Annotated in this window: 24 protein-coding genes and 1 riboswitch; of the genes, 10 read left to right on the top strand and 14 right to left on the bottom strand. The window is 58.6% G+C overall.

All coding sequences use genetic code 11. The features are described from left to right. The first annotated feature begins 174 nt into the window (after nucleotides 1-174). The gene (locus B0E33_RS23515; protein WP_077292597.1) at nucleotides 175-2,187 is read left to right on the top strand and encodes a methylmalonyl-CoA mutase family protein; all 2,013 of its coding nucleotides are present in this window, start codon (nucleotides 175-177) and stop codon (nucleotides 2,185-2,187) included. Beyond that, entirely contained in the window at nucleotides 2,184-4,349 is a 2,166-nt protein-coding gene (gene scpA / locus B0E33_RS23520) for a methylmalonyl-CoA mutase (protein WP_077292598.1), read from the top strand. The genes B0E33_RS23515 and scpA overlap by 4 nt, the downstream gene beginning before the upstream one ends. An 18-nt stretch (nucleotides 4,350-4,367) precedes the next feature. Here scpA and B0E33_RS23525 read toward each other — a convergent pair whose 3' ends face one another. Next, nucleotides 4,368-4,637 carry a hypothetical protein gene (locus tag B0E33_RS23525; protein WP_077292599.1) on the bottom strand — a complete coding sequence of 90 codons (270 nt, stop codon included), beginning with the start codon at nucleotides 4,635-4,637 and terminating at the stop codon, nucleotides 4,368-4,370. A 202-nt stretch (nucleotides 4,638-4,839) separates the two neighbouring features. On the opposite strand from B0E33_RS23525, the gene B0E33_RS23530 reads away from it, so the two are divergent. Next, nucleotides 4,840-5,226: a YkvA family protein gene (locus tag B0E33_RS23530; protein WP_077292600.1), complete on the top strand. Its 387-nt coding sequence runs from the start codon at nucleotides 4,840-4,842 to the stop codon at nucleotides 5,224-5,226. Here B0E33_RS23530 and B0E33_RS23535 read toward each other — a convergent pair. Both B0E33_RS23535 and B0E33_RS23540 read right to left on the bottom strand, forming a co-directional pair. Then, complete coding sequence (locus tag B0E33_RS23535; RefSeq protein WP_023000973.1) at nucleotides 5,223-5,444, bottom strand: helix-turn-helix domain-containing protein; 222 nt, start codon at nucleotides 5,442-5,444, stop codon at nucleotides 5,223-5,225. The two genes, B0E33_RS23530 and B0E33_RS23535, sit on opposite strands and share 4 nt — an antisense overlap. 346 nt (nucleotides 5,445-5,790) lie before the next feature. Beyond that, nucleotides 5,791-6,372: a hypothetical protein gene (locus B0E33_RS23540; RefSeq protein WP_023000974.1), complete on the bottom strand. Its 582-nt coding sequence runs from the start codon at nucleotides 6,370-6,372 to the stop codon at nucleotides 5,791-5,793. Nucleotides 6,373-6,552: 180 nt separating this feature from the next. Here B0E33_RS23540 and B0E33_RS23545 point away from each other — a divergent pair, with 180 nt between their 5' ends. After that, a complete protein-coding gene (locus B0E33_RS23545; RefSeq protein ID WP_077292601.1) occupies nucleotides 6,553-7,308 on the top strand; it encodes an outer membrane protein in 756 nt (251 codons plus the stop codon). A gap of 107 nt (nucleotides 7,309-7,415) precedes the next feature. Here the strand turns inward: B0E33_RS23545 and B0E33_RS23550 are convergent, their stop codons facing one another. The 5 genes from B0E33_RS23550 to B0E33_RS23570 form a co-directional block, all read right to left on the bottom strand. Further along, nucleotides 7,416-8,771, bottom strand: coding sequence for a TRAP transporter large permease (locus B0E33_RS23550; protein ID WP_077292602.1), 1,356 nt, complete (start codon nucleotides 8,769-8,771; stop codon nucleotides 7,416-7,418). A gap of 3 nt (nucleotides 8,772-8,774) precedes the next feature. Further along, on the bottom strand, nucleotides 8,775-10,109 hold the full coding sequence (locus tag B0E33_RS23555; protein WP_023000977.1) for a TRAP transporter small permease subunit: 1,335 nt from the start codon (nucleotides 10,107-10,109) through the stop codon (nucleotides 8,775-8,777). A 96-nt stretch (nucleotides 10,110-10,205) separates the two neighbouring features. Next, nucleotides 10,206-11,312 (bottom strand): TRAP transporter substrate-binding protein DctP, encoded by a 1,107-nt coding sequence (dctP, locus tag B0E33_RS23560; protein ID WP_023000978.1) that lies wholly within the window; start codon nucleotides 11,310-11,312, stop codon nucleotides 10,206-10,208. A gap of 322 nt (nucleotides 11,313-11,634) precedes the next feature. Then, nucleotides 11,635-12,297, bottom strand: coding sequence for a haloacid dehalogenase type II (locus B0E33_RS23565; RefSeq protein WP_077293573.1), 663 nt, complete (start codon nucleotides 12,295-12,297; stop codon nucleotides 11,635-11,637). A 121-nt stretch (nucleotides 12,298-12,418) separates the two neighbouring features. Next, entirely contained in the window at nucleotides 12,419-12,853 is a 435-nt protein-coding gene (locus B0E33_RS23570) for a VOC family protein (RefSeq protein ID WP_055654941.1), read from the bottom strand. Nucleotides 12,854-13,167: 314 nt separating this feature from the next. Here B0E33_RS23570 and B0E33_RS23575 point away from each other — a divergent pair, with 314 nt between their 5' ends. Next, nucleotides 13,168-14,025: a branched-chain amino acid aminotransferase gene (locus B0E33_RS23575; protein ID WP_062491547.1), complete on the top strand. Its 858-nt coding sequence runs from the start codon at nucleotides 13,168-13,170 to the stop codon at nucleotides 14,023-14,025. Between the two features lie 10 nt (nucleotides 14,026-14,035). Here B0E33_RS23575 and B0E33_RS23580 read toward each other — a convergent pair whose 3' ends face one another. Next, nucleotides 14,036-15,214: a YbfB/YjiJ family MFS transporter gene (locus B0E33_RS23580; protein WP_062488441.1), complete on the bottom strand. Its 1,179-nt coding sequence runs from the start codon at nucleotides 15,212-15,214 to the stop codon at nucleotides 14,036-14,038. A gap of 788 nt (nucleotides 15,215-16,002) precedes the next feature. Between B0E33_RS23580 and B0E33_RS23585 the strand changes: the two genes are divergently transcribed. The 4 genes from B0E33_RS23585 to B0E33_RS23600 all read left to right on the top strand — a co-directional run bounded on the left by B0E33_RS23585 (nucleotide 16,003) and on the right by B0E33_RS23600 (nucleotide 18,863). Next, nucleotides 16,003-16,605, top strand: coding sequence for a superoxide dismutase (locus tag B0E33_RS23585; protein ID WP_023000984.1), 603 nt, complete (start codon nucleotides 16,003-16,005; stop codon nucleotides 16,603-16,605). 200 nt (nucleotides 16,606-16,805) lie between these two features. Further along, nucleotides 16,806-17,267 carry a c-type cytochrome gene (locus B0E33_RS23590; RefSeq protein ID WP_416384424.1) on the top strand — a complete coding sequence of 154 codons (462 nt, stop codon included), beginning with the start codon at nucleotides 16,806-16,808 and terminating at the stop codon, nucleotides 17,265-17,267. A gap of 143 nt (nucleotides 17,268-17,410) precedes the next feature. Continuing rightward, nucleotides 17,411-18,343, top strand: a complete 933-nt coding sequence (locus tag B0E33_RS23595; RefSeq protein WP_077292604.1) for a cytochrome c — start codon at nucleotides 17,411-17,413, stop codon at nucleotides 18,341-18,343. Between the two features lie 28 nt (nucleotides 18,344-18,371). Then, on the top strand, nucleotides 18,372-18,863 hold the full coding sequence (locus B0E33_RS23600) for a GNAT family N-acetyltransferase (protein WP_077292605.1): 492 nt from the start codon (nucleotides 18,372-18,374) through the stop codon (nucleotides 18,861-18,863). A gap of 195 nt (nucleotides 18,864-19,058) precedes the next feature. Here B0E33_RS23600 and B0E33_RS23605 read toward each other — a convergent pair whose 3' ends face one another. The 3 genes from B0E33_RS23605 to B0E33_RS23615 are packed head-to-tail and all read right to left on the bottom strand — an operon-like array spanning nucleotide 19,059 to nucleotide 19,984. Further along, nucleotides 19,059-19,433, bottom strand: coding sequence for a RidA family protein (locus tag B0E33_RS23605; protein ID WP_023000988.1), 375 nt, complete (start codon nucleotides 19,431-19,433; stop codon nucleotides 19,059-19,061). Between the two features lie 17 nt (nucleotides 19,434-19,450). Beyond that, complete coding sequence (locus tag B0E33_RS23610) at nucleotides 19,451-19,669, bottom strand: DUF2798 domain-containing protein (RefSeq protein ID WP_077293575.1); 219 nt, start codon at nucleotides 19,667-19,669, stop codon at nucleotides 19,451-19,453. A gap of 6 nt (nucleotides 19,670-19,675) precedes the next feature. Beyond that, a complete protein-coding gene (locus B0E33_RS23615; protein ID WP_077292606.1) occupies nucleotides 19,676-19,984 on the bottom strand; it encodes a putative quinol monooxygenase in 309 nt (102 codons plus the stop codon). Nucleotides 19,985-20,083: 99 nt separating this feature from the next. On the opposite strand from B0E33_RS23615, the gene B0E33_RS23620 reads away from it, so the two are divergent. After that, nucleotides 20,084-21,010 (top strand): LysR family transcriptional regulator, encoded by a 927-nt coding sequence (locus tag B0E33_RS23620; protein WP_077292607.1) that lies wholly within the window; start codon nucleotides 20,084-20,086, stop codon nucleotides 21,008-21,010. Between the two features lie 4 nt (nucleotides 21,011-21,014). Here the strand turns inward: B0E33_RS23620 and B0E33_RS23625 are convergent, their stop codons facing one another. Both B0E33_RS23625 and B0E33_RS23630 read right to left on the bottom strand, forming a co-directional pair. After that, nucleotides 21,015-21,413, bottom strand: coding sequence for a hypothetical protein (locus B0E33_RS23625; protein ID WP_077292608.1), 399 nt, complete (start codon nucleotides 21,411-21,413; stop codon nucleotides 21,015-21,017). Nucleotides 21,414-21,617: 204 nt separating this feature from the next. Beyond that, nucleotides 21,618-23,702, bottom strand: coding sequence for a S9 family peptidase (locus tag B0E33_RS23630; RefSeq protein ID WP_077292609.1), 2,085 nt, complete (start codon nucleotides 23,700-23,702; stop codon nucleotides 21,618-21,620). A gap of 143 nt (nucleotides 23,703-23,845) precedes the next feature. Further along, nucleotides 23,846-24,058: riboswitch (cobalamin riboswitch) on the top strand. Nucleotide 24,059 lies beyond the last annotated feature (1 nt).

The following is a 24,059-nucleotide window of genomic DNA, read 5'->3' on the forward strand; positions in this document are numbered from 1 at the left end:
AATTTTTATTTTGCGCGTCTAATTAATTCTACGAGCGAATCGCAAGTCGGAACTGGCTCCCGGTTTCACCTGATTCAACTGTCCGAGACCTTGTGAACTTCAAATCCTTACCCATTCTGCTGAGTTGCCAAGCTTCGGGCCCAGGGACTAAAACGGGGCCAGGGAGTACGTGCGATGCCGAACAGCTTTACTGGACCTGAAAGTTTTTATTCTGCCGACGCGGAGGCCTGGTGGGCTGCCGTCGACAAGGCCCTGAAGGGGAGTGCCCGGCAGAAGCTTTACGGGAAAACCGAAGATGGACTGGATATCGCGCCGCTTTATGAGCGCAGGACAGACAGTCCGGCGCGCGCCCTTCGGGCTGCCGCAGGCGACTGGTCCGTGGTCCAGCGGATCGACATTCCCGATCCTGCCGCCGCAAACGCACAAATTCTGGAAGATCTGGAGGGTGGCGCGAGCGGCCTTGACCTGGTTTTCCGCGGTGCTGCCGCATCATACGGCAATGGCATCCGGGTAGACGATCTATCCGGTGTCGACCGCCTCCTGAAAGACGTCGAACTGGATCTGATTGACCTGCGCTTTGAGGCAGGGCGGGAAAATGTCGAGATTTTCGCCTCCATTCTGGCATTGCTTGAAAAGCGCAAGATCGATCCGGCAAGCGTTCGCCTGACGGCCGGGATCGATCCCTATGGCTGGGTGGCAGTCAATGGTGTCGCACTTGCCGACATGGAAAACGCCTACAGGCATTTCCGCGATCTGGTGGTCGCAGCGCATGATTTTGGCAGCCCGGCACGGGTAATGAAGGCGGACGGGCGCATATGGCACGAAGCGGGGGCGACGCCTGCGCAGGAACTTGCGCTTGTTCTGGCTTCCGCCACAGCTCACATGCGCTTGCTGGAAGGCACGAGACTGGCGCCCGAACAATGGGCTGACAGAATTTCCTTCAGCCTGATCGCGGAAGCCGACCAGATAGGAACCATTGCCAAGGCCCGCGCGATCCGCTCGCTCTGGGCGTCGGTACTGGACGGTGCAGGACTGCCGCAAGCGGCTTTGCCGCTCCACATGTCGACTTCCTACAGAATGCTGACCCGACGGGACCCCTGGGTCAATCTGCTGCGCAACACGGTGGCAACCTTTGCAGCCGGTGTCGGTGGTGCAGACAGTGTCTGTGTCCTGCCGCATACGCTGGCTGTCGGTTTGCCCGACGGCTTTGCCCGCAGGCTGGCGCGCAATACGCAGTCTATCCTTCTGGAAGAAAGCAACCTTGCGAAGGTGACCGATCCGGCCGCCGGCTCTGGCGCCATTGAAGACCGGACGGATACAGTTTGCGAGGCTGCCTGGAGCCTCTTCCAGGATATCGAGGCGGCCGGTGGCCTGTTCGAGGCGGTGCGCACGGGCCTCGTGCATGATCGTATCGGAGCTGCCAGGGCCGGTCTTGCCAAGAACATCGCCACCAGAAAGCGTCCTATCACCGGCGTAAGCGAGTTCCCGGACCTTGCTGAAAAGCCTGTTGCGGTGCTGAAGTCGAGTAAAGAAGATCTCGCAGGCGTGAGCGCACCGCGTGAGGACCTGCCGGAACCGGGAGACGGCGAGCGCTTTGCGACCCTGCGCAAGCTTGCCCTTCAGGGAGTGCCCCTGAGCGAACTGGGCATGCGGCTTGACCTTCTGCCGCGCGACTATTCCCTTCCGAAGCTGGAAACGGCCCGGATAGCGGAGCCCTTCGAGCAGCTTCGTAGCAGGTCAGAAGCCTTCGAGCAGGCCGCGTCGACAACACCAGCGGTATTCCTGGCTTCTCTCGGCAGTCTGGCCCAGTTCTCGGCGAGAGCCACCTGGACGGCAAACGCCTTTGCGTCGGGCGGGTTGAAACCCGTCGGACCGGCTGTCTATGGTTCGCTTGAAGATCTCGTTGAGGCCTTCCGGCAAAGCGGGGCGATGCTTGCCTGTCTCGTCTCCACGGACGATGTTTACGAGGCGCAGGCGGAAGAGGCAGCTCAAGCCCTGAAAACGGCAGGGGTGGATTACCTCTACCTTGCAGGGCGCCCTGGAGACCGGGAAGATGCCTATCGCAAAGCCGGTGTGGACGCTTTTGTCTTTGCCGGATGCGATCTGCTTGCACTGTTGAAGGATGCATTTGACCGGCTGGAGACCCAACAAGGGGGCCAGCCGAAAGATCTGGAGATCCAATCATGAGCAGGATCCCGAATTTCGCTGACAAGCCGTTCCGGAAAATCGTGAAGGCTGCGGACGCCGGCTCGCAGGAGAGCTGGCAAACGCCGGAAGACATCGTTGTGCCGCCTGTCTATGGGGCGCAGGATCTTGAGGGACTGAAACATCTGGATACCTGGCCGGGCCTGCCGCCGTTTCTGCGCGGTCCTTACCCGACGATGTATGTCCAGCAGCCCTGGACAGTGCGCCAGTATGCCGGGTTCTCAACGGCCGAAGATTCAAACGCCTTTTACCGGCGTAACCTTGCCGCCGGTCAGAAGGGCCTGTCGGTGGCCTTCGACCTTGCCACGCACCGCGGGTACGACAGCGATCATCCGCGTGTTTCGGGTGATGTCGGCATGGCAGGGGTGGCGATCGATTCCATCTATGACATGCGTACGCTCTTTTCCGGCATTCCGCTGGACAAGATGAGCGTCTCCATGACCATGAACGGCGCAGTGCTGCCGGTGCTGGCGCTTTACATCGTTGCGGCGGAAGAGCAGGGCGTTGCCCAGAAGGACCTTTCAGGCACCATTCAGAACGATATTCTGAAGGAGTTCATGGTCCGCAACACCTATATCTATCCGCCCAAGCACTCCATGCGGATCATCTCGGACATCTTCAAATACACGTCCCAGAACATGCCGCGCTTCAATTCGATCTCCATTTCCGGCTACCACATGCAGGAAGCGGGGGCGACGGCGGATCTGGAGCTGGCATATACGATTGCCGACGGCATCGAATATGCCCGCGCCGGTGTCGCCGCCGGCATGGACATTGACCAGTTCGCACCGCGGCTGTCCTTCTTCTGGGCGATCGGCATGAACTTCTTCATGGAAGTTGCCAAGCTGCGTGCCGCGCGCCTGATCTGGGCGACCCTGATGGAAGAAAACTTCCAGCCGAAAAACCCGAAATCCCTGTCGCTGCGCACCCATTCGCAGACCTCCGGCTGGTCACTGACGGCACAGGACGTCTTCAACAACGTCATTAGAACCTGTGTGGAAGCCATGGCGGCAACGCAGGGGCATACGCAGTCGCTGCACACGAATGCGCTGGACGAGGCGCTGGCTCTGCCGACCGACTTCTCCGCACGTATCGCCCGCAACACGCAGCTGTTTCTGCAGCAGGAAAGCGGCACGACGCAGGTGATCGATCCCTGGGGCGGTTCCTATTACGTCGAGAAGCTGACGGCAGACCTTGCCGAGAAGGCCATGGCGCACATCCGCGAAGTGGAAGAGCTTGGCGGCATGGCGAAGGCCATCGAGAAGGGTATTCCGAAGCTGCGGATCGAGGAAGCAGCCGCCAAGACACAGGCGCGCATCGACAGCGGTGCGCAAACCGTGGTCGGCGTCAACAAGTTCAAGCCGGAAAGCGAACAGGCGATCGACGTCCTGAAGGTCGACAACGCCCAGGTGCGCGCCGCGCAGATCGACAAGCTCAAGCGCCTGCGTGAAGAGCGCAACGAGGCCGAGACCCAGGCCGCCCTGGAAGCGTTGACCCAATGTGCCGCGTCCGGTGACGGCAATCTGCTGGATCTTTCGGTCAAGGCCGCACGGGCCAAGGCAACCGTGGGTGAAATCTCCCTGGCAATGGAGAAAGTGTTTGACCGGCACAAGGCCGAGATCAAGTCGATTGCCGGTGTCTACAAACGGGAGGCCGGAGCCATGTCCGGAACCATCGAGAAAGTCCAGAAGCTGGTGGAAGCCTTTGAAGACAACGATGGCCGCCGACCGCGTATCCTGGTCGCCAAGATGGGGCAGGACGGACACGACCGCGGTCAGAAGGTGATTGCCTCGGCGTTTGCCGATCTCGGTTTCGACGTTGATATCGGGCCCTTGTTCCAGACCCCGGAAGAGGCTGCCCGCCAGGCGGTCGAAAACGATGTTCACGTGGTCGGCGTGTCATCGCTGGCGGCGGGCCATCTGACACTGGTGCCGGCTCTGAGGCGGGCGCTGGCGGAAGAAGGCCGGGAAGACATTATGATCGTCGTTGGCGGTGTTGTGCCTCCGCAGGATTATGACGAACTCTACAAGTCCGGGGCAGCGGCGATCTTCCCACCGGGAACCGTGATTGCGGAAGCGGCCATCGGTTTGATCGGCAAACTCAACGAGCAATTGGGATATGGCTCCGCTGAAGCAGCTGAATAAAGCCCGTGTCGGCAGTCGTCAGGTATCCTGGAACTTGCTCACCGGGACCGGTGGTTCCAGGTACATGCCGAAGAGGTAAGGACCCATGCGCCAACGGATTTCCGTAAAGACCCGGGTCAGTTCCTTGTCGTCATCGATCAGCACCCGGTCCGGAACCGGCAGGTCCGGGTCCTGAACGACGATGCCGATGTCGCCGTTCTCAAGGTCGTAAAGCGTGCATTCGCTCAAGTGCGTGCTGTCCAGATTGAGCAGCTTGCCTGATCGCAGCCGCGCTCTTGTTGCAGGCACCGGCCTGCCTTCAAGGGGGGAATTTGATCGCGTCATGGCTAAAGACCGCTCGCTCCGTCGGACCTGTTGAAATTACGGAGGATGTTCTAGGCAGCGTAGCTTGCGCAGGACTGGAAGGTGTTTCGGGCCCGATGACCTTCCGGCCGACACCACCCAGGGTCTGCCGTGTCGCAGGGACTGTTTCCAATTCACGTGGGCTGACATGCTGAAGGACACCATCAAGACCTGGGCAAAGCGCATCAAGCGAGATCTCCATGCCCTTTATCTGGCTGGAAGGGATCCGAGGGTTCCCTGGTATGTGAAGGCCCTGGCCATCGCAACCGCAGCCTATGCTCTGTCACCCATTGACCTGATTCCGGATTTCATTCCGGTGATCGGATATCTCGACGATCTGCTTCTCGTGCCGCTCGGCATCTACCTGGTGGTGAAGCTCATTCCACCGCAGGTGATGGAGGACTGCCGGCTGGAAGCTGACAGGAGATCGGAAAAGCTGCCTGCCAGCAAAATGGCGGCAGTCCTGGTTCTACTGATCTGGATCGGTGCGGCGTTGGTTGCACTTTTGTGGTTCTGGCGGCGTGTTTCTGTCTAATCTTCCGGAGTTTTTTCGGGCTCGTAAATCAGAATGTCACCGGGTTGGCAGTCGAGCACGTCGCAGATCTTTTCCAGGGTCTCGAAACGGACACCCTTCACTTTTCCGGACTTGAGCAGCGAAACATTCTGCTCGGTGATGCCAATGCGTTCGGCAAGCTCCTTGGACCGCATCTTCCTGCGGGCGAGCATTACGTCCAGTTCAATGATGATGGGCATGACGGGACCCCCGGCGCTGTCGCTTGCTTATTTTTCGATTTTCTTCTGCGAGCTGGACGGCCTTACGCAAGAGAGAGATGAGCAAGGCATGAGTGTCCCGAGAATCATGCCTGATATTTCACTGCCATCAGCCACGGCGTCAACAATCCTTTGTTCTTGTGAAAGCTTCCGGCGTGCAAACGCGACTGGCCGTGGATGACCGGGAGCCTTGTTGCTTGCAAACGCTGAGAGAAGGTGCGGGGGCTGAAGACATCTGCCCACCTCGGTGCCACCGTGCATGAGGCCAAGTTGCCGGAGACAGGTAACGCCATTGATGTTCAGCATTCGCAACGCTCCATGGTCCACCTCAAATGAACTGCTGGTTCTCGTCTGCAATCAGGGCAGCCTCGCGAAGGATCCAGCCGAACAGCAGCATCAAGGCACCAAGGACGAGAAAGAAGATCTCGCCACCGTCCAGACTGATGTCGACGGTGCGCTGGCCCGGGGGAAAGTCATAGGTCAGGAGGACCGAGCCGATCGGATCGCTGATTAGGTCGAAGACCGCGAACACGATAAGCCAGATGCCGAAGGAAAACACGTTTGCAAGCGTCTTAGGCGAGAAGAACTCCATCTTCTGAAACCGCTTGAAGACCTGACGGATGTTCCAGCCCACCGCCAGCAGCAGACTGAAGGCAATGGCTGCCAGTATGGATATTCCGATGCGCTGAACCTGCGGAATGTCACCCAGCATGCGTTCGGTATCGGCGACATCAAATGTTTCTTGCGCACCGATCATCAACTCGTTCGGCAGGGCGATACCGATCGTTACGACCACGCCCAGACCCAGCAGGATCAACAGGATGATGGTGACGGCCCATTTCATGAACGCGGATACACGCCGGATCCGCGTCAGCCGCTTCTCCCGTTCCGCCCATTCAAGTTCGCTCATCGGTTACTCCGCATCGTGTCATTGCGGCATCGTATCTAGTTCATCTGTCGGGAAAACACAAATTCAAAAACATTGCTATTGACAAAAAAATTATTGCAATCAATTTTCAAATTATCGTTTTACATTAATTTTTTAAATTTGTGAGGCGATGAGATTGTCATACATGAAGTGAGATCACTGATGGTAAGTTCCTTTGCCAATTATGTTTTTCGTGCGCCGCCGGCCATCGGGCGCGGTCGCTCCAGGCAACGCCCCGGTGTGATCAGGCGTGTTCTGCGGAGCCACTGGCTGTTGGAGCCGCTGGTTCTGTGCGCCGTTCTTGGTGTGCTTGTCGTTGGGGCGAGTGCTGCCGATCTGGAGACTTTTGACGCTCCTGTCTATTCGCAAGCGCCACAGTCGCTCTGGGCTGGGCCTTATCTCGGCTTTGAAGCAGGTGTTTCGCAGACCGTGACAGACGTCAAATCAGGCGGTCGATCGAAGGATTTTTCACGGGTCGACGCAGCGTTCGGTCTTTTCGGCGGTTACAACTGGGAAGTCTCCCGCTTCGTCCTGGGTGTGGAAGGCGGTGCGGCCTATCTCGGCGGCCGTGAAAAAGGCAACCATCCGACGCTGGGCACCATCGAGACAGGATCCAAGTGGACGATCAATGCCAAGGCCCGGGGCGGCGTGCCGATCAACAACGTGATGCCTTATCTCAGCCTCGGTATTGCTGCGACAGAACACAGCCTCAAGGCGAACGGGACGGAGAGAAACTCCGTTTCGATCGGTCCGGTGATCGGCGGGGGTGTCGAGGTTGCGGTAACGGATGCGTGGCATCTCAGGGCCGACTACTCGATGACCGGTATCCTGGACGAGAAGGCCGGATATGGCGGTACGAAGGTAGATCGGACGGCCGGTAACCATCGGCTCATGATCGGGCTCTCCCGTTCGTTCTGATCTGTCTCCTGACAAGCCAACCCTGTCGGGCCATTTGTCCGGCAGCATGGAACGGCTGCGCTTTTCCCACTGAGCGCAGCCGTTTCCCTTTGTCTTTGTGGGCTCTGTTATCCGTAGACCAGGTTCGGCAACCAGGTGATCAGTCCGGGGAACAGCATGCACAATGCCAGTCCAAGCACCTGAAGCGCCAGGAAGGGCAGGGCAGACTTGAAGATGTCTGTCATCGGAATGTCCGCCGGAGCGACGCCTCGCAGGTAGAAGAGTGCGTAGCCGAACGGTGGTGACAGGAAGCTCATCTGCATGTTCACCAGATAGAGAACACCGAACCACAGCACCAGATCGTCCGGGCTGTCGAGCCCGAAGGAGGCCGCTCCGAGCGCCTTGATGATCGGCACGAAGATCGGCACGCACAGGAGCAGGATACCGACCCAGTCCAGGAACATGCCCAGGACGACAAGCACGATCTGCATGATGATCAGAATGCCCCATGGGCCGAGGCCGGTGGCTTCCAGCGCGCCTTGCACGAATTGCTGACCGCCTTCCAGTACATAAAGACCAACGAAGATGGTCGCGCCGAACATGATCCAGATCACCATGGCCGAAGCCTTCAAGGTGGTCAGCGAGGCTTCGCGCAGTGTCTGCCAATCGAGATTGCGGTGGATGGCGGCCACGACGATGGCGCCGAAGGTGCCGATGCCGGCTGCTTCCACCGGAGTTGCGACGCCGGTGAAGATCACGCCCAGCACGATCACGATCAGCGCGATCGGCGCAGACATGTTCGACAGCAGCCGGACCTTTTCCTTGAACGGAATACGTTCTTCCTCCGGGATCGGCGGGCCTTTTCTGGGGTCGATCATGCAGCTGACGATCACATAAAGGATGTAGAGCCCGGACAGCAGCAGGCCGGGAATGACCGCGCCGATGAAGAGCTCACCAACGGACTGTTCGGCCACGACGGCGTAGATGATTGCCAGGATCGACGGTGGGATCAGGATGCCGAGCGTTCCGCCGGCCATGATCGAGCCCATGGCGATCTTAGGATCGTAGTTTCGCTTCAGCATAGCGGGCAGGGCGATGATGCCCATCGTGACAACAGCCGCCCCGATGACACCCACCATGGCCGCCAGTACGGTGGAGGCGATGATGGTGGCAGCCGCCAGGCCGCCCTTCACGCCGCCAAGCACCTTGTAGATGACATCGAACATGTCGTTGATGATGCCGGCCCGTTCCAGCATCGATGCCATGAATATGAACAGCGGGATTGCCGATAGCTGGTAGTTGGTCATCAGCGGAAAAATGCGCGACGGCACGATGTTGAGCGCCCGCTCGTCACCCAGGAAGAACAGGAACACACAGGCGAGCCCTCCCGTAACGAAGGCCAGCGGCAGCCCTGCCATCAAGAGGACCAGCAGCGAGCCGAACATGATGAGTGTCAGCCACTCGATTCCGATTTCAAGTCCCATCGATCAAGCCCTGCCCATCACTGCGCGGATGTCCTGCGCGAATTTGGAAATTCCCTGGAGCACCAGCAGCAACCCGCCGAGCACCATGACCCACTTCATTGGCCAGAGCGGCACTTCCCATTCGTTGAAGCTGATTTCGCCCCAGCGGATGTTCGGATCGGTCCACTGGGCAAGGTTCCAGCTTGCAACGACATCGCTGAAGCCGATTTCACCGCGTGCCCAGTCAGATACCAGCGAGTTGCCGGAGGGAACCGCGATGGCATCGAACGCGAAGATCCACGAAGTCACCAGCAGGGTGCCGGCGAAGATGAAGAAGAAGACGGATGTCAGTAGATCGACAATTGCCTTGCGGCGCGGCGACAGCGGCGCATAGAAGACATCGACCCGTACGTGGGATTCCGTCAGCATGGCGTAGGACCCGGCGATCAGGTACTGCATGCCGAACATGAGGTACATCGCCTCGTGAGCCCAGTTGGTCGGGCTGCCGAAGACGTAGCGGCTCATGACCTCGAAGTAGTAGACAAGAACGGCGATCACCGCCCAGTAGCTGACAAACTCGCCACAGTAGAGCGAGAGCCGGTCAATCCAGCCGGTCCAGCCGGAAGAGACGTGATCCGCATCGTCCTTGCGCTCGGCTTCTTCAAGCTCCTTGAGCTTCTTTTCCGCCTCGCTGAGTTCCGGGTCCGGTGGCAGGTTCTCGTTTGCTTTGGAAACCAGCCGGGGCAGGAGGAGTGCGTCGACCGCCACACCTGCAAGCAGGAGCCAGAAGGCGTACTTGGCAACATTGCCCCAGAAATCGAGGGTTTCGCGAGCTGTTACGGCAGCCGGGCGGGCGGTCTCCAGAGTTGCCTCGGCCTCCGCAACCCGGGTCTTGCCCTGTTCGACACGTTGTTCGGCGCGCTGGACATCCCGTTCCGCGCGGCGCTTGGCAAAGCTGCCTTCTTCGGCCTGCGCTTCCGCCTCGGCGAGCTTTTGGCGCAAGGCAGGAAGATCGGCCTCTGCGGTCTTCACCCTTTCGCCTTCGCGCTCGAGCGTGCGCTCCGCCTGTCGCACTGCGTTGGCCATGTCCGAGACAACCGCGCGCGCATCCTGGCTTTGCGCGTTGGCGTAGAGGATCAGCACGAAGACCGGGATATAGACCAGCCCGATCAGGCTTTTCAGGTAAAGCCGATGCAGACCCAGGATGCCGCCGGTGACAAGAATGAAATAGCCGAGCACCAGCGAGTAGCGCCGTTCAGTCGGCTTCGGCCGCTTGGCAAGGGCAGCGGCGATCAGCGGAAAGATGATCAGCCCCAGCCAATAGGCCCAATGCGGCAGGGTAAAGTCCAGATGAGGCATGCCTCTCCCTTCCCCAGGGGAAACAAGCCCCTGTTGAGTTGAACAGGACCCGCGCGGCTGGCCGCGCGGGTCCGTTTCCCGAGACGTCGTCTGGGATCAGAGGTCGAGTTCGAGGCCTTCGACCTGCTCCGGCGTGACGTAGCCGAGTGAACCGGACATCATGTAGTCGAGCTGAATCTTGAAGAGGCGCGCGCTGTCCTTGTCCCGGTTCGCATAGTTGAACCAGATCGGAACGGCGACTTCGGTCATCAGTTCGACATCGTCCTGGCTGAGCCGGGTGATTTCGGTGCCGTCGGCCTCGAACTTCGCCCAGGCTTCCTGGTCTGCCTTCTGGATGGCTGCATGGTGCATGTCGGAATAGACGTGTGTTTCCATCTCGACGAACTGCTGCATCTGCGGGCTGAGCGCATTCCAGGCATCCATGCCGACGGTGATGTCCATCAGGTCGACCGGCTGATACAGCGACATGAAGCCCGGAGGGCCCATGGAAATGTATTTGGTGACCTGGCTGAAGCCGAGGGCATAGTTGACCGCCGGACCGACATAATCGGCGACGTCGATGGTGCCTTTTTCAAGTGCCGGGAAAATCTCCGATCCCGGAAGCACCGTCGTTTCCGCGCCGATCTCTGTGAAGACTTCGGCGACCATGCCGCCCGGCAGGCGCATCTTGCGGCCGCGGAAGTCATCGATGGAGCGGATCGGCACCTTGGAGTGGATGATGTTGGGGCCGTGATGCACCGGTCCGACAAACATCATGTTCTGTGCGGCGTAGAGTTCACGGGCGATCTCAAGACCGCCAAGGGAATAGTAGAACACGTCCCATTCGTGCGGGTTGCGCATACCGAGCGGATAACTCGTCAGGAAGGTGGCCGCGGGGATGATGCCCTGCGCATAGATCGTGAACGGGTTGACCGCGTCCAGAACGCCATTCTTGACGGCGTCGAACAGCTGGAAATCGCCCACGACGTCGTTGGCGCCGAATGGCTGGAAGGCGAGCTCCCCGCCTGTCTTTTCGGCAATGGTTGCGCACCAGTCCTTGAAGATCTGCAAACCGGCACCGCCTGGCCAGGACGTCTGGATTTTCCAGGTCGTCGTCTGGCCTTGTGCCGAAGCGATATGCGGCGCAGCGAGTGTCGCTGCTCCGACCGTGCCGGCACCTGCGAGCGTCCGCAGGGCCTGCCTGCGAGTCGTAAGTTGTTTCATGGTATCCTCCCAAATAGGTCTGGGAGCAAATGAGCGCTCGCGCGGGGAGTGTTTCAACGCCCCTTCTTCTTCGCGGAGACAAACCAGCTGTTTGTGTTCTTAAGCAGTTGTTTTGTAACTGGTTCGGGATGACCTCGAGGAAGTCTGTCGCTCTTCTTTTCCTCCCAACCAAGGGAAGGATATTACACTTACAGAATCCTGCAACCTTGCCGGACGCTCAAAACATCTTTTCCTTTTTGGAAAAAATGGCCGGAACTGTTTTGAAAATAGAGAAACACAAAGCTGGCGCTGTCTCCACTTCCTGAAGGGAAGTGGTGTCAGGTCAGCCGAGTGTGGCGAGCCCTGTCAGATCCGCCAGAACCGCCTTGGGAGAAAGGTCCGGATATTCGTCAGGCATGCCCATCCGGTTCATCCACACGGTACGGAACCCGAATGCGGTAGCACCGGCAATATCCCAACGGTTTGAAGACTGGAAGGAAACCTCTTCCGGATAGATCCGGAAATGGGTCGTGACCATTTCATAGACCTGCGGATCGGTCTTGAAGGTTCGAAGGGCGTCGACGGAAAAGATTTCGTCGAAAAGTTCCTTCAATCCGGCGGCCTTGGCGGCAGCTTCGAGCATGGCCGGAGATCCGTTGGACAGGATCGCGATTTTAGCGCCGGTTGCCTTGAGGTTGGTCAGCACCTGCGGCACTTCCGGGTAACAATCAAGTTCCCAATAGGCGCTGAGAAGATCTTCGCGCAACGACTTGTCAGCGGAAGGCACCAGGGCGAATGCGGTGTCCAGGCCTTGCTGGGTCAGTTCCCAGAAGTCCAGATACTTGCCCATGAGGGCACGCACCCAGGAATATTCAAGCTGCTTTTCCCGCCAGAGAGACGACAGCCTCTGGGCATCCGGTCCGAGCTTCTCCGCATGTTTGCGGACGGCGGCATGCACATCGAACAAGGTTCCATACGCATCGAACACGTAAGCTGCATGCGCCATCTTCAAGACCTCCAAGCCCTTTCACGAAACCGCGGAAGAGAACAGCCTGCGGCCTCCTGCGTCAAGCGCAGCTATCTGCGACAAAGGTCGCAGGCAGGACTTATACAACAATTGTGCCCTGCTATTGGACTGGAGGCAGGGTGATTGCGCCATCCTCTTCCACCGGCCAGAACGGGTTATAGGCAATCTCGAGCAGGTGACCGCCGGGGACTTCCACGTAAGAGGAATACCCGCCCCAGAAGGCTTTCTGGGGTTCCTTGACCGATCGGGCACCCGCGGCGAGCGCTTTCAGGAAGCTTGTGTCCACCTCGGCTTCCGACCTGCCGTTCCAGGCGAGCGTCACCGCACCGGTGGGGCTGTCGGTGACAGAGCGTCCGATTTCCTCTTCCAGGGAGGCGCGGCCATAGAGGGCAAATACACTGCCGGGAACCTGGAAAAAGACCACTTCGGGGCCTGGGGAGGAATGAACCTGCCATCCCAGGCCGTCTTCGAAGAAGCGGCGTGCCTCGGCAACGTCTTCGACCACGAGCGTCGTCACGGAAATGCGCTGTTCCATCCTGAACTCCCAAAATTGTAGCAGGAACATATAGTGAACTTTGTGTGACGAGAGTCAATGGTCCGCGGGCGGGGGCATTGTTTCCAAGCCAGGGGTCGGTGAGGGGATCCACATCTTGTCATTGCAGAACTCGACTTGAAAAAATGATGTCGCTCAAGTGGGTGTTTTGGTGATTTTTATCCTGATATCACCGTATCTTGCGAAGAATGACAGCAACTTTCCTCAATTTCGCGGTAAGCTATTGACCTGCCGGGATGAGCGGTGTTGTTTCGGCGGACAGACTGCACAACCGCAGCGCAGAAAAGGGAAGAGACATGAGCGGATGGAGTGACACCTGGACCTGGATCGACGGGACTTGGCACGAGGGCAATCCGCCGATCATGGGCCCGCGCACACATGCTTCCTGGCTCGGTTCCAGCGTTTTTGACGGCGCCCGCTACTTTGAAGGTGTGATGCCGGACATCGATCTCCACTGCAAACGCGTCAACGACAGTGCCGTGGCGCTGGGCATGAAGCCGACCATGAAGGTTGGTGAAATGGTCGAGCTCACCAAGGAAGGCTGCGCCAAATTCGGTGGTGACCAGCAGATCTACGTCAAGCCCATGTACTGGGTCGAAAGTGACGGACCCGGGGTGATCGTGGGCGATCCGGACAGCACGCGGTTCTGCCTGTGCCTGTTCGATGCGCCGATGGCACCCAAGGATGCGGCGATGAGCATCACGCTGTCTCCATTCCGCCGTCCGACTGTTGAATGCATGCCTGTCAACGCCAAGGCCGGCTGCCTTTATCCCAACAATGCGAGAGCGATGCTGGAGGCCAAGGGGCGCGGCTTCGACAACGCGGTCGTTCGCGACATGCTGGGCAATGTCGCTGAACTGACATCGGCCAATATCTTCATGGCCAAGGAAGGCAAGGTACACACGCCGGTTCCCAACGGCACCTTCCTGAACGGCATTACCCGTCAGCGCGTCATTCAGCTGCTGCGGTCCGTTGGCTATGACGTTTTCGAGCGCACCATGGACTATGGCGAGTTCCTGGAAGCCGACGAGATCTTCTCGACCGGGAACTACAGCAAGGTAACGCCGGTCAAGCGGATCGAGGACCGCGACCTGCAGCCGGGTCCGATCGCGGCTCGCGCAAGAGAACTCTACTGGGAATTTTCCCACGCCTGAGTGGGGAGTTTCATCTGACGACCAGTGCCGCGGCTACCACAAGCGCCGCGGCGGCTGCCAGGGATGAAGCAGTAAAGGACCCGGTCAGATGGTGCATCTGGCCGGCAACCCAGGGCCCGGCCATCTGCCCGACGCCAAAGCTTGCCGTCAGTACCGCAAGCATCTGACGGATTGCTGCCGGTCCGTCCCGGCTGACTTCGCGCCGTGCCTCCATCAAGCCAAGCGCGGTGATACCCATGAAGGTTGCCCCGAGGAGCGCTGCTCCGAAGAGGAAAAGCCCAGGCGCTGTGCTCACCGCCGTCAAGGCAACCCCTGCCGCTTCCAGCACGCAAGCAAGAGCGAAGCCCTTTCGAGTGCCCATGCGGGCGGCAATCCTGTTCCAGACGTAAATTGAAGGTGCCGCGCACAGCCCAACTGTCAACCAGACGAAGGCTTCGGTTGATTGAAGCGCCGGATTGGCGCGTGCGATCGTATTGACGAAGGTCGCGGTGATGACATAGCCGAAACCGAACAGACCGTAGGCCAGAATGAGGCGGATGCGACTGGCAGAGCCAAACGGAGATGCCGGGGTTTCGTCGGGGGAGTTTTGCGCAGGTGCGGTGACCGGCTGGGGAGACGGCTCGGACGGCACCAGAAATGCAGCCACCAGAAGAAAGCAAAGCGTGGCAGCGCCACTGGCCAGCCAGAGCCCACGCCAATCTGCCCCCAGATGCGCCAGGAGGGCAACCAGAACGGCGGAAAAGGCAATGCCGCAGCCGACCCCGGCAAAGTGGAGGGCGCTCAAGCCGCCGCGACCGGCTGCCGTCAGCCGCTCCAGGATCAGGCTGGTTGAAAATACCAGCGCAAAGGCGCTTGCGACGCCGCTGGCGAAGCGGATCAACAGAAACAGAGACAGGGAAGTGGTCAGCGCCATGGCGGCACTGGTCAGGGCGCTGGCAAGAAGCCCACCGAGAAACCACAGCCGGGGATTACCGGGCAGGGACCTTGAGGCGCCGGCAAGAGCTCCGGCCAGATATCCGAGAAAATTCGCGGACGCGATCAGGCCGGCATCATCGGGCGGCAACTGCAGGCCGTCGGTCATGAAGGGCAGGATAGGGGTATAGACGAACCGGCCGATGCCCATCGCGGCAGCAAGGGCGAGCAGACCGCCGAAAGCCAATGCGGCAGGAGAGCGCGAGATGGGTGACATGGAGTTCCGGTCGTGAGGCGATAGCTGAAAACTGACATGCAGTCGTTGCTATCTTGCACGATCGCTCTGCTTTGTCATTTCCAGGAACACGTTGAAGTAGGGTTGGTGCAGGGTAGGGTTAAGGCGATCAGTTTCCGGTGCGGACACCAGGGGCGACAAGCCGAGTATTGGTGCGCATTGCCTTTCGCAGGGCATTGGTTCGCACCGACTGGACCTTGGAACCGGGAGCCCGGGTCATGCAGGCCTTATGGATACAGTCGCAATGAGCCATGCTCCACCGTAGCAACTGTTCGGGTAGTCGCAGGTCTTGTCGTTACATCATCAACTCCAGTTGTTTTAGCATTCTCCAAGAGAAACGCCGTTTCAGAGACTGGCCTGAGAGGTGATGGTGGTAGCGAGGAGAATTTTTCTTGAGAAAAGAAGTGAATATTTCTATTTAATATCATTCTAGATATACATTAGATAATGATCGAAATAAGATTATTATTATATAATTCTATATTGTTAAAGTGTTTTCGTTATAAATAACGATGCTTTTCTTTCGAAAATTACTGATCACATTTCCGTGAGCGGCGCAACTGCAGCCGTGTGGACGCGTTCCCGTCGTGGGAAGTGTCAATGGCAGATCGTACGTCCTAAAATAAAAAGAAAAAATTTCTTTATTTTGGGGATCGGCGCTTGCCGTGACGGCCCAGCAATCCTATTTTGCCGCTCGACGCGGCCGTTCCTGCATTCATTCTTGAGGCAGGCATGTCGCCGCCGGTCACCGACCTTTTAAGGAGTTTGTCATGTCTTTCGAATTGCCTGACCTGCCGTATGCATATGACGCGCTGGCCCCTTACATGTCTGCTGAAACTCTCGAGTTTCACCACGACAAGCACCACCAGGCCTATGTCACCAAAGGCAACGAGCTGCTCGCCGGCAGCGGCCTGGAAGGCAAGTCCCTGGAAGAAATCGTGAAGGAAAGCTTCGGCAAGAACGCTCCGCTGTTCAACAACGCCGGTCAGCACTACAACCACATTCACTTCTGGAAGTGGATGAAGAAAGACGGTGGCGGCAGCTCGCTTCCGGGTGCGCTGGCTTCCGCTATCGACAGTGATCTTGGTGGTTTCGACAAGTTCCGCGCCGACTTCATCGCCGCAGGTGTTGGCCAGTTCGGCTCCGGCTGGGCCTGGCTCGCAGTCAAGGACGGCAAACTGGAAATCATGAAGACCCCGAACGGTGAAAACCCGCTGGTACACGGCGCAGCGCCGATTCTTGGCTGCGATGTGTGGGAACACTCCTATTACATCGACTATCGCAATGCGCGTCCGAAGTACCTCGAAGCTTTCATCGACAGCATGGTCAACTGGGACTACGTGCTGGAAATGTACGAAGCTGCAACGAAGTAAGTCGGGATACATCCCGTTTTGCGAAACCCCGGCCTGAAAAGGTCGGGGTTTTTTGTTTGGCTGTTTCGTCAGCGTTGACGCTGTGTTCACCGAACATGGCGCACTTCACGCGACCGTGATTTTCAGACCGAGCGGTACATGGGCTGTACTCGCACTGGTGAATCATTGCCGAAGGCAATTTCCACGAGAGGGAGAGAACGATGCGAATGATCAAATCGGCTGTTGTATTGGGTCTTGCGGCCGGGATTGGCCTTGCCGGTTCCATTGCTCAGGCGTCTGACGATCCGATTGCGACCCGGCAGGCCATCATGTCGTCGGTCGGCGCGGCCGCCGGGCTCGGTGGAGGCCTGATGAAAGGGGAGATCGCCTATTCTCCTGCTGCCGGTAAGGCTGCCATCGCAACGATGAATGCAGCAGCCCTGACATTCGGAGACTATTTCCCTGCAGGTTCCGATCAGGGTGAAACCGGTGCCGCTGCCGCCATTTGGGAAAATCCGGACGGATTTTCCGCTGAGCTGGCCAAGTTTGCGGACGCGACTGCAAAAGCCTTCGAAGCATCCGGCAAGGACGGTCCTGCGGATGTCGAGGCTTTCAAGGCTGCGATGGGCCCCGTGTTCGGCTCTTGCAAATCGTGCCACGAAACTTACCGTAAGAAAAACTGACCGGCGGCACTCCGGGGTCTACCGCACACAGACTGCAACAGGCAGGCTCCAGACTGTGAGACAGATCAGCGGCTTTTCACCTTGTCCGGGTTGAAGAGCCGCTGTTTTGGCGTTTCGGTGCCAGGAAGACCCAGGGAGACCTCATGAAAAAGGCTGTCATCGTCCTCGTCGTTCTTGCCGTTGTTGCGGCAGGTGCGGGTTGGTTCCTGTCCGCGCCGACGAAGCTGAGCGAAGCCCAGCTTGCCGCCATTGCGGAAGGGGATGCGTCGCAAGGGGAACTTGTTTTCTGGGCCGGCGGCTGCACGTCCTGCCATGCGGCCAAGGATGCTGCGGGAGACGACAAGCTGAAGCTTGGCGGAGGCCTTCGCCTGGAGACGCCGTTCGGGGTGTTTGTTGCCCCGAACATTTCGTCCAGCACGGCAGACGGTATCGGAGCCTGGTCGCTTGCTGATTTCGCCAATGCCATGACGCATGGCACATCACCGGACGGGCAAAACTATTACCCGGCGTTCCCTTACACTTCCTATGCCCGCATGTCTGGCGAAGACATCGGCAATCTATTTGCCTTCATGAAAACGCTGCCGTCCGTCAACGGCAAGACGCCACCTCATGAGCTCGGTTTCCCGTTCAATATCCGTCGGGGGTTGGGGCTGTGGAAACGGCTGTTCCTGGATCCGTCACCCGTCATAGCCGCCCCTTCAAGCGGGAACGAGGTCGACGCTGCCCTTTGGGACCGCGGGCGGTATCTGGTGGAAGGGCCCGGCCATTGCGGTGAATGCCACACGGCACGAAATCTTGCAGGGGGACTGGATCTGGCGAAATGGCTCGGTGGCGCACCGGCTCCCACAGGTGAAGGCCGTATTCCGGACATTACGCCGGTAGACGGTGGTTTCGGCAGTTGGAGCGCAAGCGATATTGCCTATTATCTGGAAAGCGGCTTCACGCCTGAATACGATTCCGTCGGTGGTGAAATGGTGCATGTTCAGGAAAACATGGCCAAGCTTCCTGCCAGTGATCGTGAAGCGATCGCCGCCTACCTGAAAGCCATCCCGCCCGTTGCGCCGACAGCCAACTGACGACATCACGCGGACCTTTTGTCATTCCATGATTCAATCGCAGCAAATCTCGATCGTACCCGTTTCAACCGAAAACGACCTGGCGCCGATCCGGCACCTGTTTCGGGCCTATGTAGACTGGCTCGGCATCGACCTTTCCTACCAGGGCTTTGAAGAAGAGCTTGCAGGTCTGCCGGGGAAATACGCGCCGCCGTCCGGGGCGCTTTTCCTGGCAAAGGATGAGGAAGGCTCAGTTCTCGGTTGTGTTGGCCTGCGGGCGTTCGGAAAAGACGGTGCGTGTGAAATGAAGCGGCTTTACGTCCTGCCGGACGGACGCGGCAAGGGTGTCGGTGGTGCGCTGGTGGAGGCTGTAATCGCAGCGGCGGTTGCCGCGGGCTACCGGGAGATGCTGCTGGACACGCTGCCAAGCATGACGGGTGCCATCAAGCTCTATGAAGCCGCGGGGTTTGAGCAAGTTGGCGCCTATTACGATACGCCGATCCTGGAGACGGTTTTTTTCAAAAAGCAACTGAACGGGTAAACAACTGACGCTTTCAAACAAAACCACCTGCGAGCAGGTGGTCAAGTTTCGCTTTTTATTATTGGGTCGTTTTGCCCGTGCACAGTTATTAGAGAAATTGGAACGCGTATCTCCAGAAAGTTGTAGAGCCGGTCCATTGCTATTCAACTAAGGGATAATACGTATTTCTCAGTCCGGTTGCAAGTCGTTCATCGATCAGGTTGCAATGATCGCTTCAACTTCGACCCTCAGCTGTGGGTGAAACAGTGCGGCAACACAGACCAGCGAGCTAGCAGGAACCTCATTTTCATAGAGTTCTGCAAGGGCTGACCGGATTTCCGGCAAGTCGGTCATGTCGGTGACGAACACGGTTACTTTCACCAGATCTTTCAGTGATCTTCCGTAGTAGGCGGCGATCGTGTTCAGCTGAGCGAACACTGCCCTGATTTGCGGGCCGGCCGAATCGGCCTGAGCAGGTGTGCCGAAAGCTGTGAAACCGGATGTATAGACCGTCTGTCCATGCCGAACGGCGTGGGTATAGGGGCCGGCCGGCAGGCCCAGTTCCTCGAAATTCTGTCGGGCAAGAGGCATTATTTTTCCTTTTCTGATTACGGCAGGCGGGCTGAAAGGAACAGCGTTGCCCTTTGCACGGGCGGGCCAAGAAAGAAGGCGATGACGGCAGCAGCGGGCCATGCCAGGCGAAAGGCATTCATCCATTGCCAGAAGAGCCTGTCGCTCCAGCCGAGGTTCAGGAATGTGACCCAGCACGACATCAAGAGCGACAGACCCAGCGACATCAGGAACGTCGCGATCAATCGGTTCTTCATGGTCACCTACCTTTTGATCGCTTCGTTGGTGCCGATTTCGCCCAGTTCTTCAATGTAGCTGACCTGTGTCAGGTTCTGCGCGAGATAGGCCTTGGTGTGCGGCATTTCGAAATGGGCGGCCAGGGCGTCCTTGTCTGTCCAGCTCTCCCAAAGGGTGAACTTGTCGGGATCCTGCAGGTTCTGCCGGATTTCAAAGAAATTGCAGCCGGGTTCGTGTTGGGTTTCAGCCACAAGTCGGCGCAGTTCCGTCTCTGCCCTGGTCCGCTCCGCACCCTGTTGCAGTTCGATACCAGCGCTGATGAAGTAATTGCCCATGAGTGTCTCCGTTGCGTTTAAGGACGAAGACAGACTTATTGATTTCTCTAATCTCAATCTATATCGAATAATGAGAGTTTAAATTTTGAAAATGAAATCATGCTCGACGACATCGCCTTGTTTGTTCATATCGCGCGCAATCGAAGCCTGGCAAAGGCTGCCGCGCATCTCGGATTGCCTGCGGCAACGGTGACCCGGCGCCTGGCGAAGCTGGAGGAAACCATAGGCACGCAGTTGGTCTTCCGCTCCGCGCGGAAGTTCGATCTGACGGTGGCGGGTGAAGCGTATTTCGAGGCCTTTGCCGACCTGGTTCAAAACGCTGAGACGACATTGGACGGGTTAAGCACCGATCTGCACGGTCTTCGGGGAGCGTTGAAGGTGGCGGCGCCCACCAATATTTCCATCGGCATCCTGCAGCCCATGTGGTCGGATTTTCTCAAGACCTTTCCGGAGATCCAGCTGACGCTGACGCTTAGCAACGAGAACAAGGATTTGCTGGAACACAGGGTCGATATTGCCCTCCGAGCCGGACCCCAAACCGATGAGCGGCTTTACCAGAAGCGTCTCGGGGTGGTGGCAACGGTTCTCGTTGCGGCGCCTGCTTATCTCGAACAGGCAGGTGCCCCGGAAAGTCCGGACCAGATCGGCCGGCACAAGGTGGTGCGGGTGTCCACGCTTCCGCAATGGCAACTGACAAATCGGGAAACAGGCTGCCGCGAGACCGTGCCTGTCGATGCGCGTGTCGTTGTCGATGACATCAGTCTTGCCCGGCAGCTGGCCGGCGACGGTCACGGGCTCGCTCTGTTGCCTGTGAGCGAGATTTCCGATGACCTGATTTCAGGCCGCCTCACACCTGTGCTCGCAGACTGGCAAGGGCAGCAACGGGATATCTTTGCGGTATGGCCCACCGGGCGGCTGCTCAATGCCCGGGCGCGCTGCCTGCTTGATTACATGGAACCGTTCATGGCAGCGCTTCCCGTGTTTCAGGGGACTGTCGTCCAGCGTGATCCTGCAAGATCCGCTTGATGTCCTACGCAGTGTAGGGATTGCAGCGGATGTAGCGCGGCTGATCGATGTAGCTGGACATGACCGCAAGCCATGCGTTGCATTCGCCTTGAGTCTTGAAGCAACCGGCCTGGGAGATGATGTATTTCTGGCTGAAATTGAAGACCTTGCCACCGGCGATGCCTTTCCAGCCACTGCCGGTAAAGGTGCGGCAGTCATAAGCTGTGTTGTAGGTGCTGGGAATGTCCTGCCGGTTCTTGGTGAATGTGGGGGAGAACAGCAGCGTTTCCACCACATTGCCGCCGGTCGTGTCGTAGGACTGGCATGCGGCAAGGCTCAGCGTGGCGGCCATGACCGGAACCAGGCGCAACACCTTTTTCAGCCCATCAGCAAGGCGGTGCGGAAGTGTGCGGTAGCAGGTCATCACGGGCTCCAGTGAACAGCATCGGTACGGTCCAGGACCGTTCAATTGATTGATTTGCAACAACTCTCACATGAGCCGAAGACTTGGTCAAAATCAAGTCACGTTCGCTCGGGTGGTACCCGCAAGGGCGTGTGAAAGGAATTTAGGTTCCCGGGCGTGCGAACTGCTCCGCACGCCCGGAAAATCCTCGGGTCTGACGAGGTGTCAGGCCTTGTCGGCCACCAAAAGGGCAAAGGCTTGGGTTTCGGCGACTTCCTTCAGCCGGTCGAAACGGCCGGAAGCGCCGCCATGACCGGCTTCCATGTTGGTTTTCAACATCAGCAGCTTGTCACCTGTGCCGGTTGCCCGCAGCTTGGCAACCCATTTGGCCGGCTCCCAGTAGGTTACGCGCGGATCGGTCAATCCGCCTACCGCCAGGATGGCCGGATAGGCCTTTGCCTCAACGTTGTCATAGGGAGAGTAGGACGCGATGTAATCGTAGGCTGCCTTGTCCGTGATGGGGTTGCCCCACTCGGGCCATTCCGGCGGCGTGAGCGGCAGCGTATCGTCCAGCATAGTCGACAGAACGTCGACAAACGGAACTTCGGCAATGATGCCGCCGAATTTTTCCGGTGCCAGATTGGCAATCGCACCCATCAGCATGCCGCCGGCCGAGCCGCCCTGAGCGACGATACGGTCGTGCGATGTGAAGTTTTCCGCAACAAGATGGTCTGCCGCGGCTATGAAGTCGGTGAAGGTATTCTTCTTGTTCTCGCGCCGCCCATCCTTGTACCAATGGAAGCCCTTGTCCTTGCCGCCGCGAATATGGGCGATGGCGTAGACGAACCCCCGGTCGACCAGCGACAGGCAGTTGGAGTTGAAGCTCGCCGGAATGGTGATGCCGTAGGAACCATAGCCGTAAAGCAGCAGAGGTGCGGAGCCGTCGAGCCTGGTGTCCTTGCGGTAGAGCACAGACACCGGCACGGTCTCGCCGTCGGCTGCGGGAGCCATCAACCGGCGGGTGACATAGTCGTCCGCATCATGGCCGGAAGGCACTTCCTGTTCCTTGCGCAGAACACGCTCGCGGGTCTCGACATTGTAGTCGAAGGTCTGCGATGGCGTTGTCATCGAGGAATAGGTGAAGCGGATCGTGCTCGTGTCGAACTCGTAGCCGCCGCCAAGGCCGAGCGAATAGGCTTCCTCGTCGAAGGCGATGGAGTACTCGATGTTGTCTGCAAGCCGGCGGATCACGATGCGCGGCAAGCCGTCTTCGCGCTCCAGCCGCGTCATGAAGGACTTGTAGACGCAATGCGACAGGATCAGGCATCCTGCCTTGTGGGGCACAAGATCGGACCAGTTTTCGCGGCCGGGATTGCCTTTCGGCGCAGTGACGATCTTGAAGTCCTCGGCGCCGCCTGCGTTGGTCAGGATGTAGAGTGTGTCGCCGTGATCGTCGATGGAATACTCGATACCGGTCTCGCGCTCTGCGACAAGCACCGGTTCGGCGGTCGGGTCGGTGGCCGGGATCATCCAGACTTCGGACGTCTCGTGATCATGAATGTCGATGACGATGGTGTCGCCGGACTGGGTCTTGCCGACGCCCATGAAGAAGCCGGCATCCTTTTCCTCGTAGACGAGAACGTCGCTCGCCGGGTCGGAACCGACTTCGTGACGGAAGAGTTTCGAGGGCCGGTGGTTGGCGTCGAGGCGAACGTAGAACACATAGCGGCTGTCTTCCGAGAAGACGCCGCCGCCGCCCGTGTCCTCGATGGCGTAGTCGAAATCCTTGGCAGACTGGGCGTCGCGCAGCTTCAGTGAATAATATTCCGAGCCCTTGTCGTCATAGGCCCAGGCGATGAGCGCGTGATCCGTCGACTGGCTGACGCCGCCGATCCGGAAATATGCCGTTCCTTCTGCTTCCTTGTCGCCATGGAGAAGAACCGTTTCCGCGCCGCCGTCACGCGGGGTGCGAAAGAAAACCGGTTGCTGGCCGCCGGTTTCATACTTGAGGCCGTAAGCGAAAGGCCCGTCGGGCGCCGGAACCGAGCTGTCGTCTTCCTTGATGCGGCCGCGCATCTCCGCAAAAAGCTTCTCCTGCAGAGTCTTCGTCGGTGCCATCTGCGCTTCGTGATAGGCATTTTCCGCTTCCAGATAGCTGCGGATGTCGGCATCCAGCACGGACGGGTCCTTCATGACCTCCTGCCAGTTGTCCGCCCTCAGCCAGGCGAAGTCGTCCTGGCGGGTAATGCCGTGGGTCTCAAGGGTGAGGGGGCGCGCTGCGGCGCGCGGGGGAAGGGCGTCCTGTTTCATGGATCGGAGGTAAGATTTTTGAGCCTTGAAGGCAAGGGTCAATACTGCCTAGGCGGCTGGGTGTTTCCGCTTCCAGGCAATCCTGTCGTGCTTTCAGACAAGAGCAGCGACCCGCAAAAGTCTTTGACATTTTTCAGGCGTTCGCGCACTTAGGAAGAGATGGTTCCCGACTCCGAACTCCGGACCGGGATTAAAAGGGAACACGGTGCGACGAGCCCGAAAGGCTGCAAATCCGTGACTGCCCCCGCAACTGTGAGCGGTGAGCAAACCTGAAAGCGCCACTGGGGAGACCCCGGGAAGGATCAGGCAAGCAATGACCCGCAAGTCAGGAGACCTGCCATTTCACCTTAAACCTTA

This window comes from Roseibium algicola (assembly GCF_001999245.1).
Classification (GTDB): Bacteria; Pseudomonadota; Alphaproteobacteria; order Rhizobiales; family Stappiaceae; genus Roseibium; species Roseibium algicola.

Coding starts and splice junctions, on each gene's coding strand:
- B0E33_RS23515 (WP_077292597.1), top strand. CDS start 175: ATGCCGAACAGCTTTACTGGACCTGAAAGTTTTTATTCTGCCGACGCG.
- scpA (WP_077292598.1), top strand. CDS start 2,184: ATGAGCAGGATCCCGAATTTCGCTGACAAGCCGTTCCGGAAAATCGTG.
- B0E33_RS23530 (WP_077292600.1), top strand. CDS start 4,840: ATGCTGAAGGACACCATCAAGACCTGGGCAAAGCGCATCAAGCGAGAT.
- B0E33_RS23535 (WP_023000973.1), bottom strand. CDS start 5,444: ATGCCCATCATCATTGAACTGGACGTAATGCTCGCCCGCAGGAAGATG.
- B0E33_RS23540 (WP_023000974.1), bottom strand. CDS start 6,372: ATGAGCGAACTTGAATGGGCGGAACGGGAGAAGCGGCTGACGCGGATC.
- B0E33_RS23545 (WP_077292601.1), top strand. CDS start 6,553: ATGGTAAGTTCCTTTGCCAATTATGTTTTTCGTGCGCCGCCGGCCATC.
- B0E33_RS23550 (WP_077292602.1), bottom strand. CDS start 8,771: ATGGGACTTGAAATCGGAATCGAGTGGCTGACACTCATCATGTTCGGC.
- B0E33_RS23555 (WP_023000977.1), bottom strand. CDS start 10,109: ATGCCTCATCTGGACTTTACCCTGCCGCATTGGGCCTATTGGCTGGGG.
- dctP (WP_023000978.1), bottom strand. CDS start 11,312: ATGAAACAACTTACGACTCGCAGGCAGGCCCTGCGGACGCTCGCAGGT.
- B0E33_RS23565 (WP_077293573.1), bottom strand. CDS start 12,297: ATGGCGCATGCAGCTTACGTGTTCGATGCGTATGGAACCTTGTTCGAT.
- B0E33_RS23570 (WP_055654941.1), bottom strand. CDS start 12,853: ATGGAACAGCGCATTTCCGTGACGACGCTCGTGGTCGAAGACGTTGCC.
- B0E33_RS23575 (WP_062491547.1), top strand. CDS start 13,168: ATGAGCGGATGGAGTGACACCTGGACCTGGATCGACGGGACTTGGCAC.
- B0E33_RS23580 (WP_062488441.1), bottom strand. CDS start 15,214: ATGTCACCCATCTCGCGCTCTCCTGCCGCATTGGCTTTCGGCGGTCTG.
- B0E33_RS23585 (WP_023000984.1), top strand. CDS start 16,003: ATGTCTTTCGAATTGCCTGACCTGCCGTATGCATATGACGCGCTGGCC.
- B0E33_RS23590 (WP_416384424.1), top strand. CDS start 16,806: ATGCGAATGATCAAATCGGCTGTTGTATTGGGTCTTGCGGCCGGGATT.
- B0E33_RS23595 (WP_077292604.1), top strand. CDS start 17,411: ATGAAAAAGGCTGTCATCGTCCTCGTCGTTCTTGCCGTTGTTGCGGCA.
- B0E33_RS23600 (WP_077292605.1), top strand. CDS start 18,372: ATGATTCAATCGCAGCAAATCTCGATCGTACCCGTTTCAACCGAAAAC.
- B0E33_RS23605 (WP_023000988.1), bottom strand. CDS start 19,433: ATGCCTCTTGCCCGACAGAATTTCGAGGAACTGGGCCTGCCGGCCGGC.
- B0E33_RS23610 (WP_077293575.1), bottom strand. CDS start 19,669: ATGAAGAACCGATTGATCGCGACGTTCCTGATGTCGCTGGGTCTGTCG.
- B0E33_RS23615 (WP_077292606.1), bottom strand. CDS start 19,984: ATGGGCAATTACTTCATCAGCGCTGGTATCGAACTGCAACAGGGTGCG.
- B0E33_RS23620 (WP_077292607.1), top strand. CDS start 20,084: ATGCTCGACGACATCGCCTTGTTTGTTCATATCGCGCGCAATCGAAGC.
- B0E33_RS23625 (WP_077292608.1), bottom strand. CDS start 21,413: ATGACCTGCTACCGCACACTTCCGCACCGCCTTGCTGATGGGCTGAAA.
- B0E33_RS23630 (WP_077292609.1), bottom strand. CDS start 23,702: ATGAAACAGGACGCCCTTCCCCCGCGCGCCGCAGCGCGCCCCCTCACC.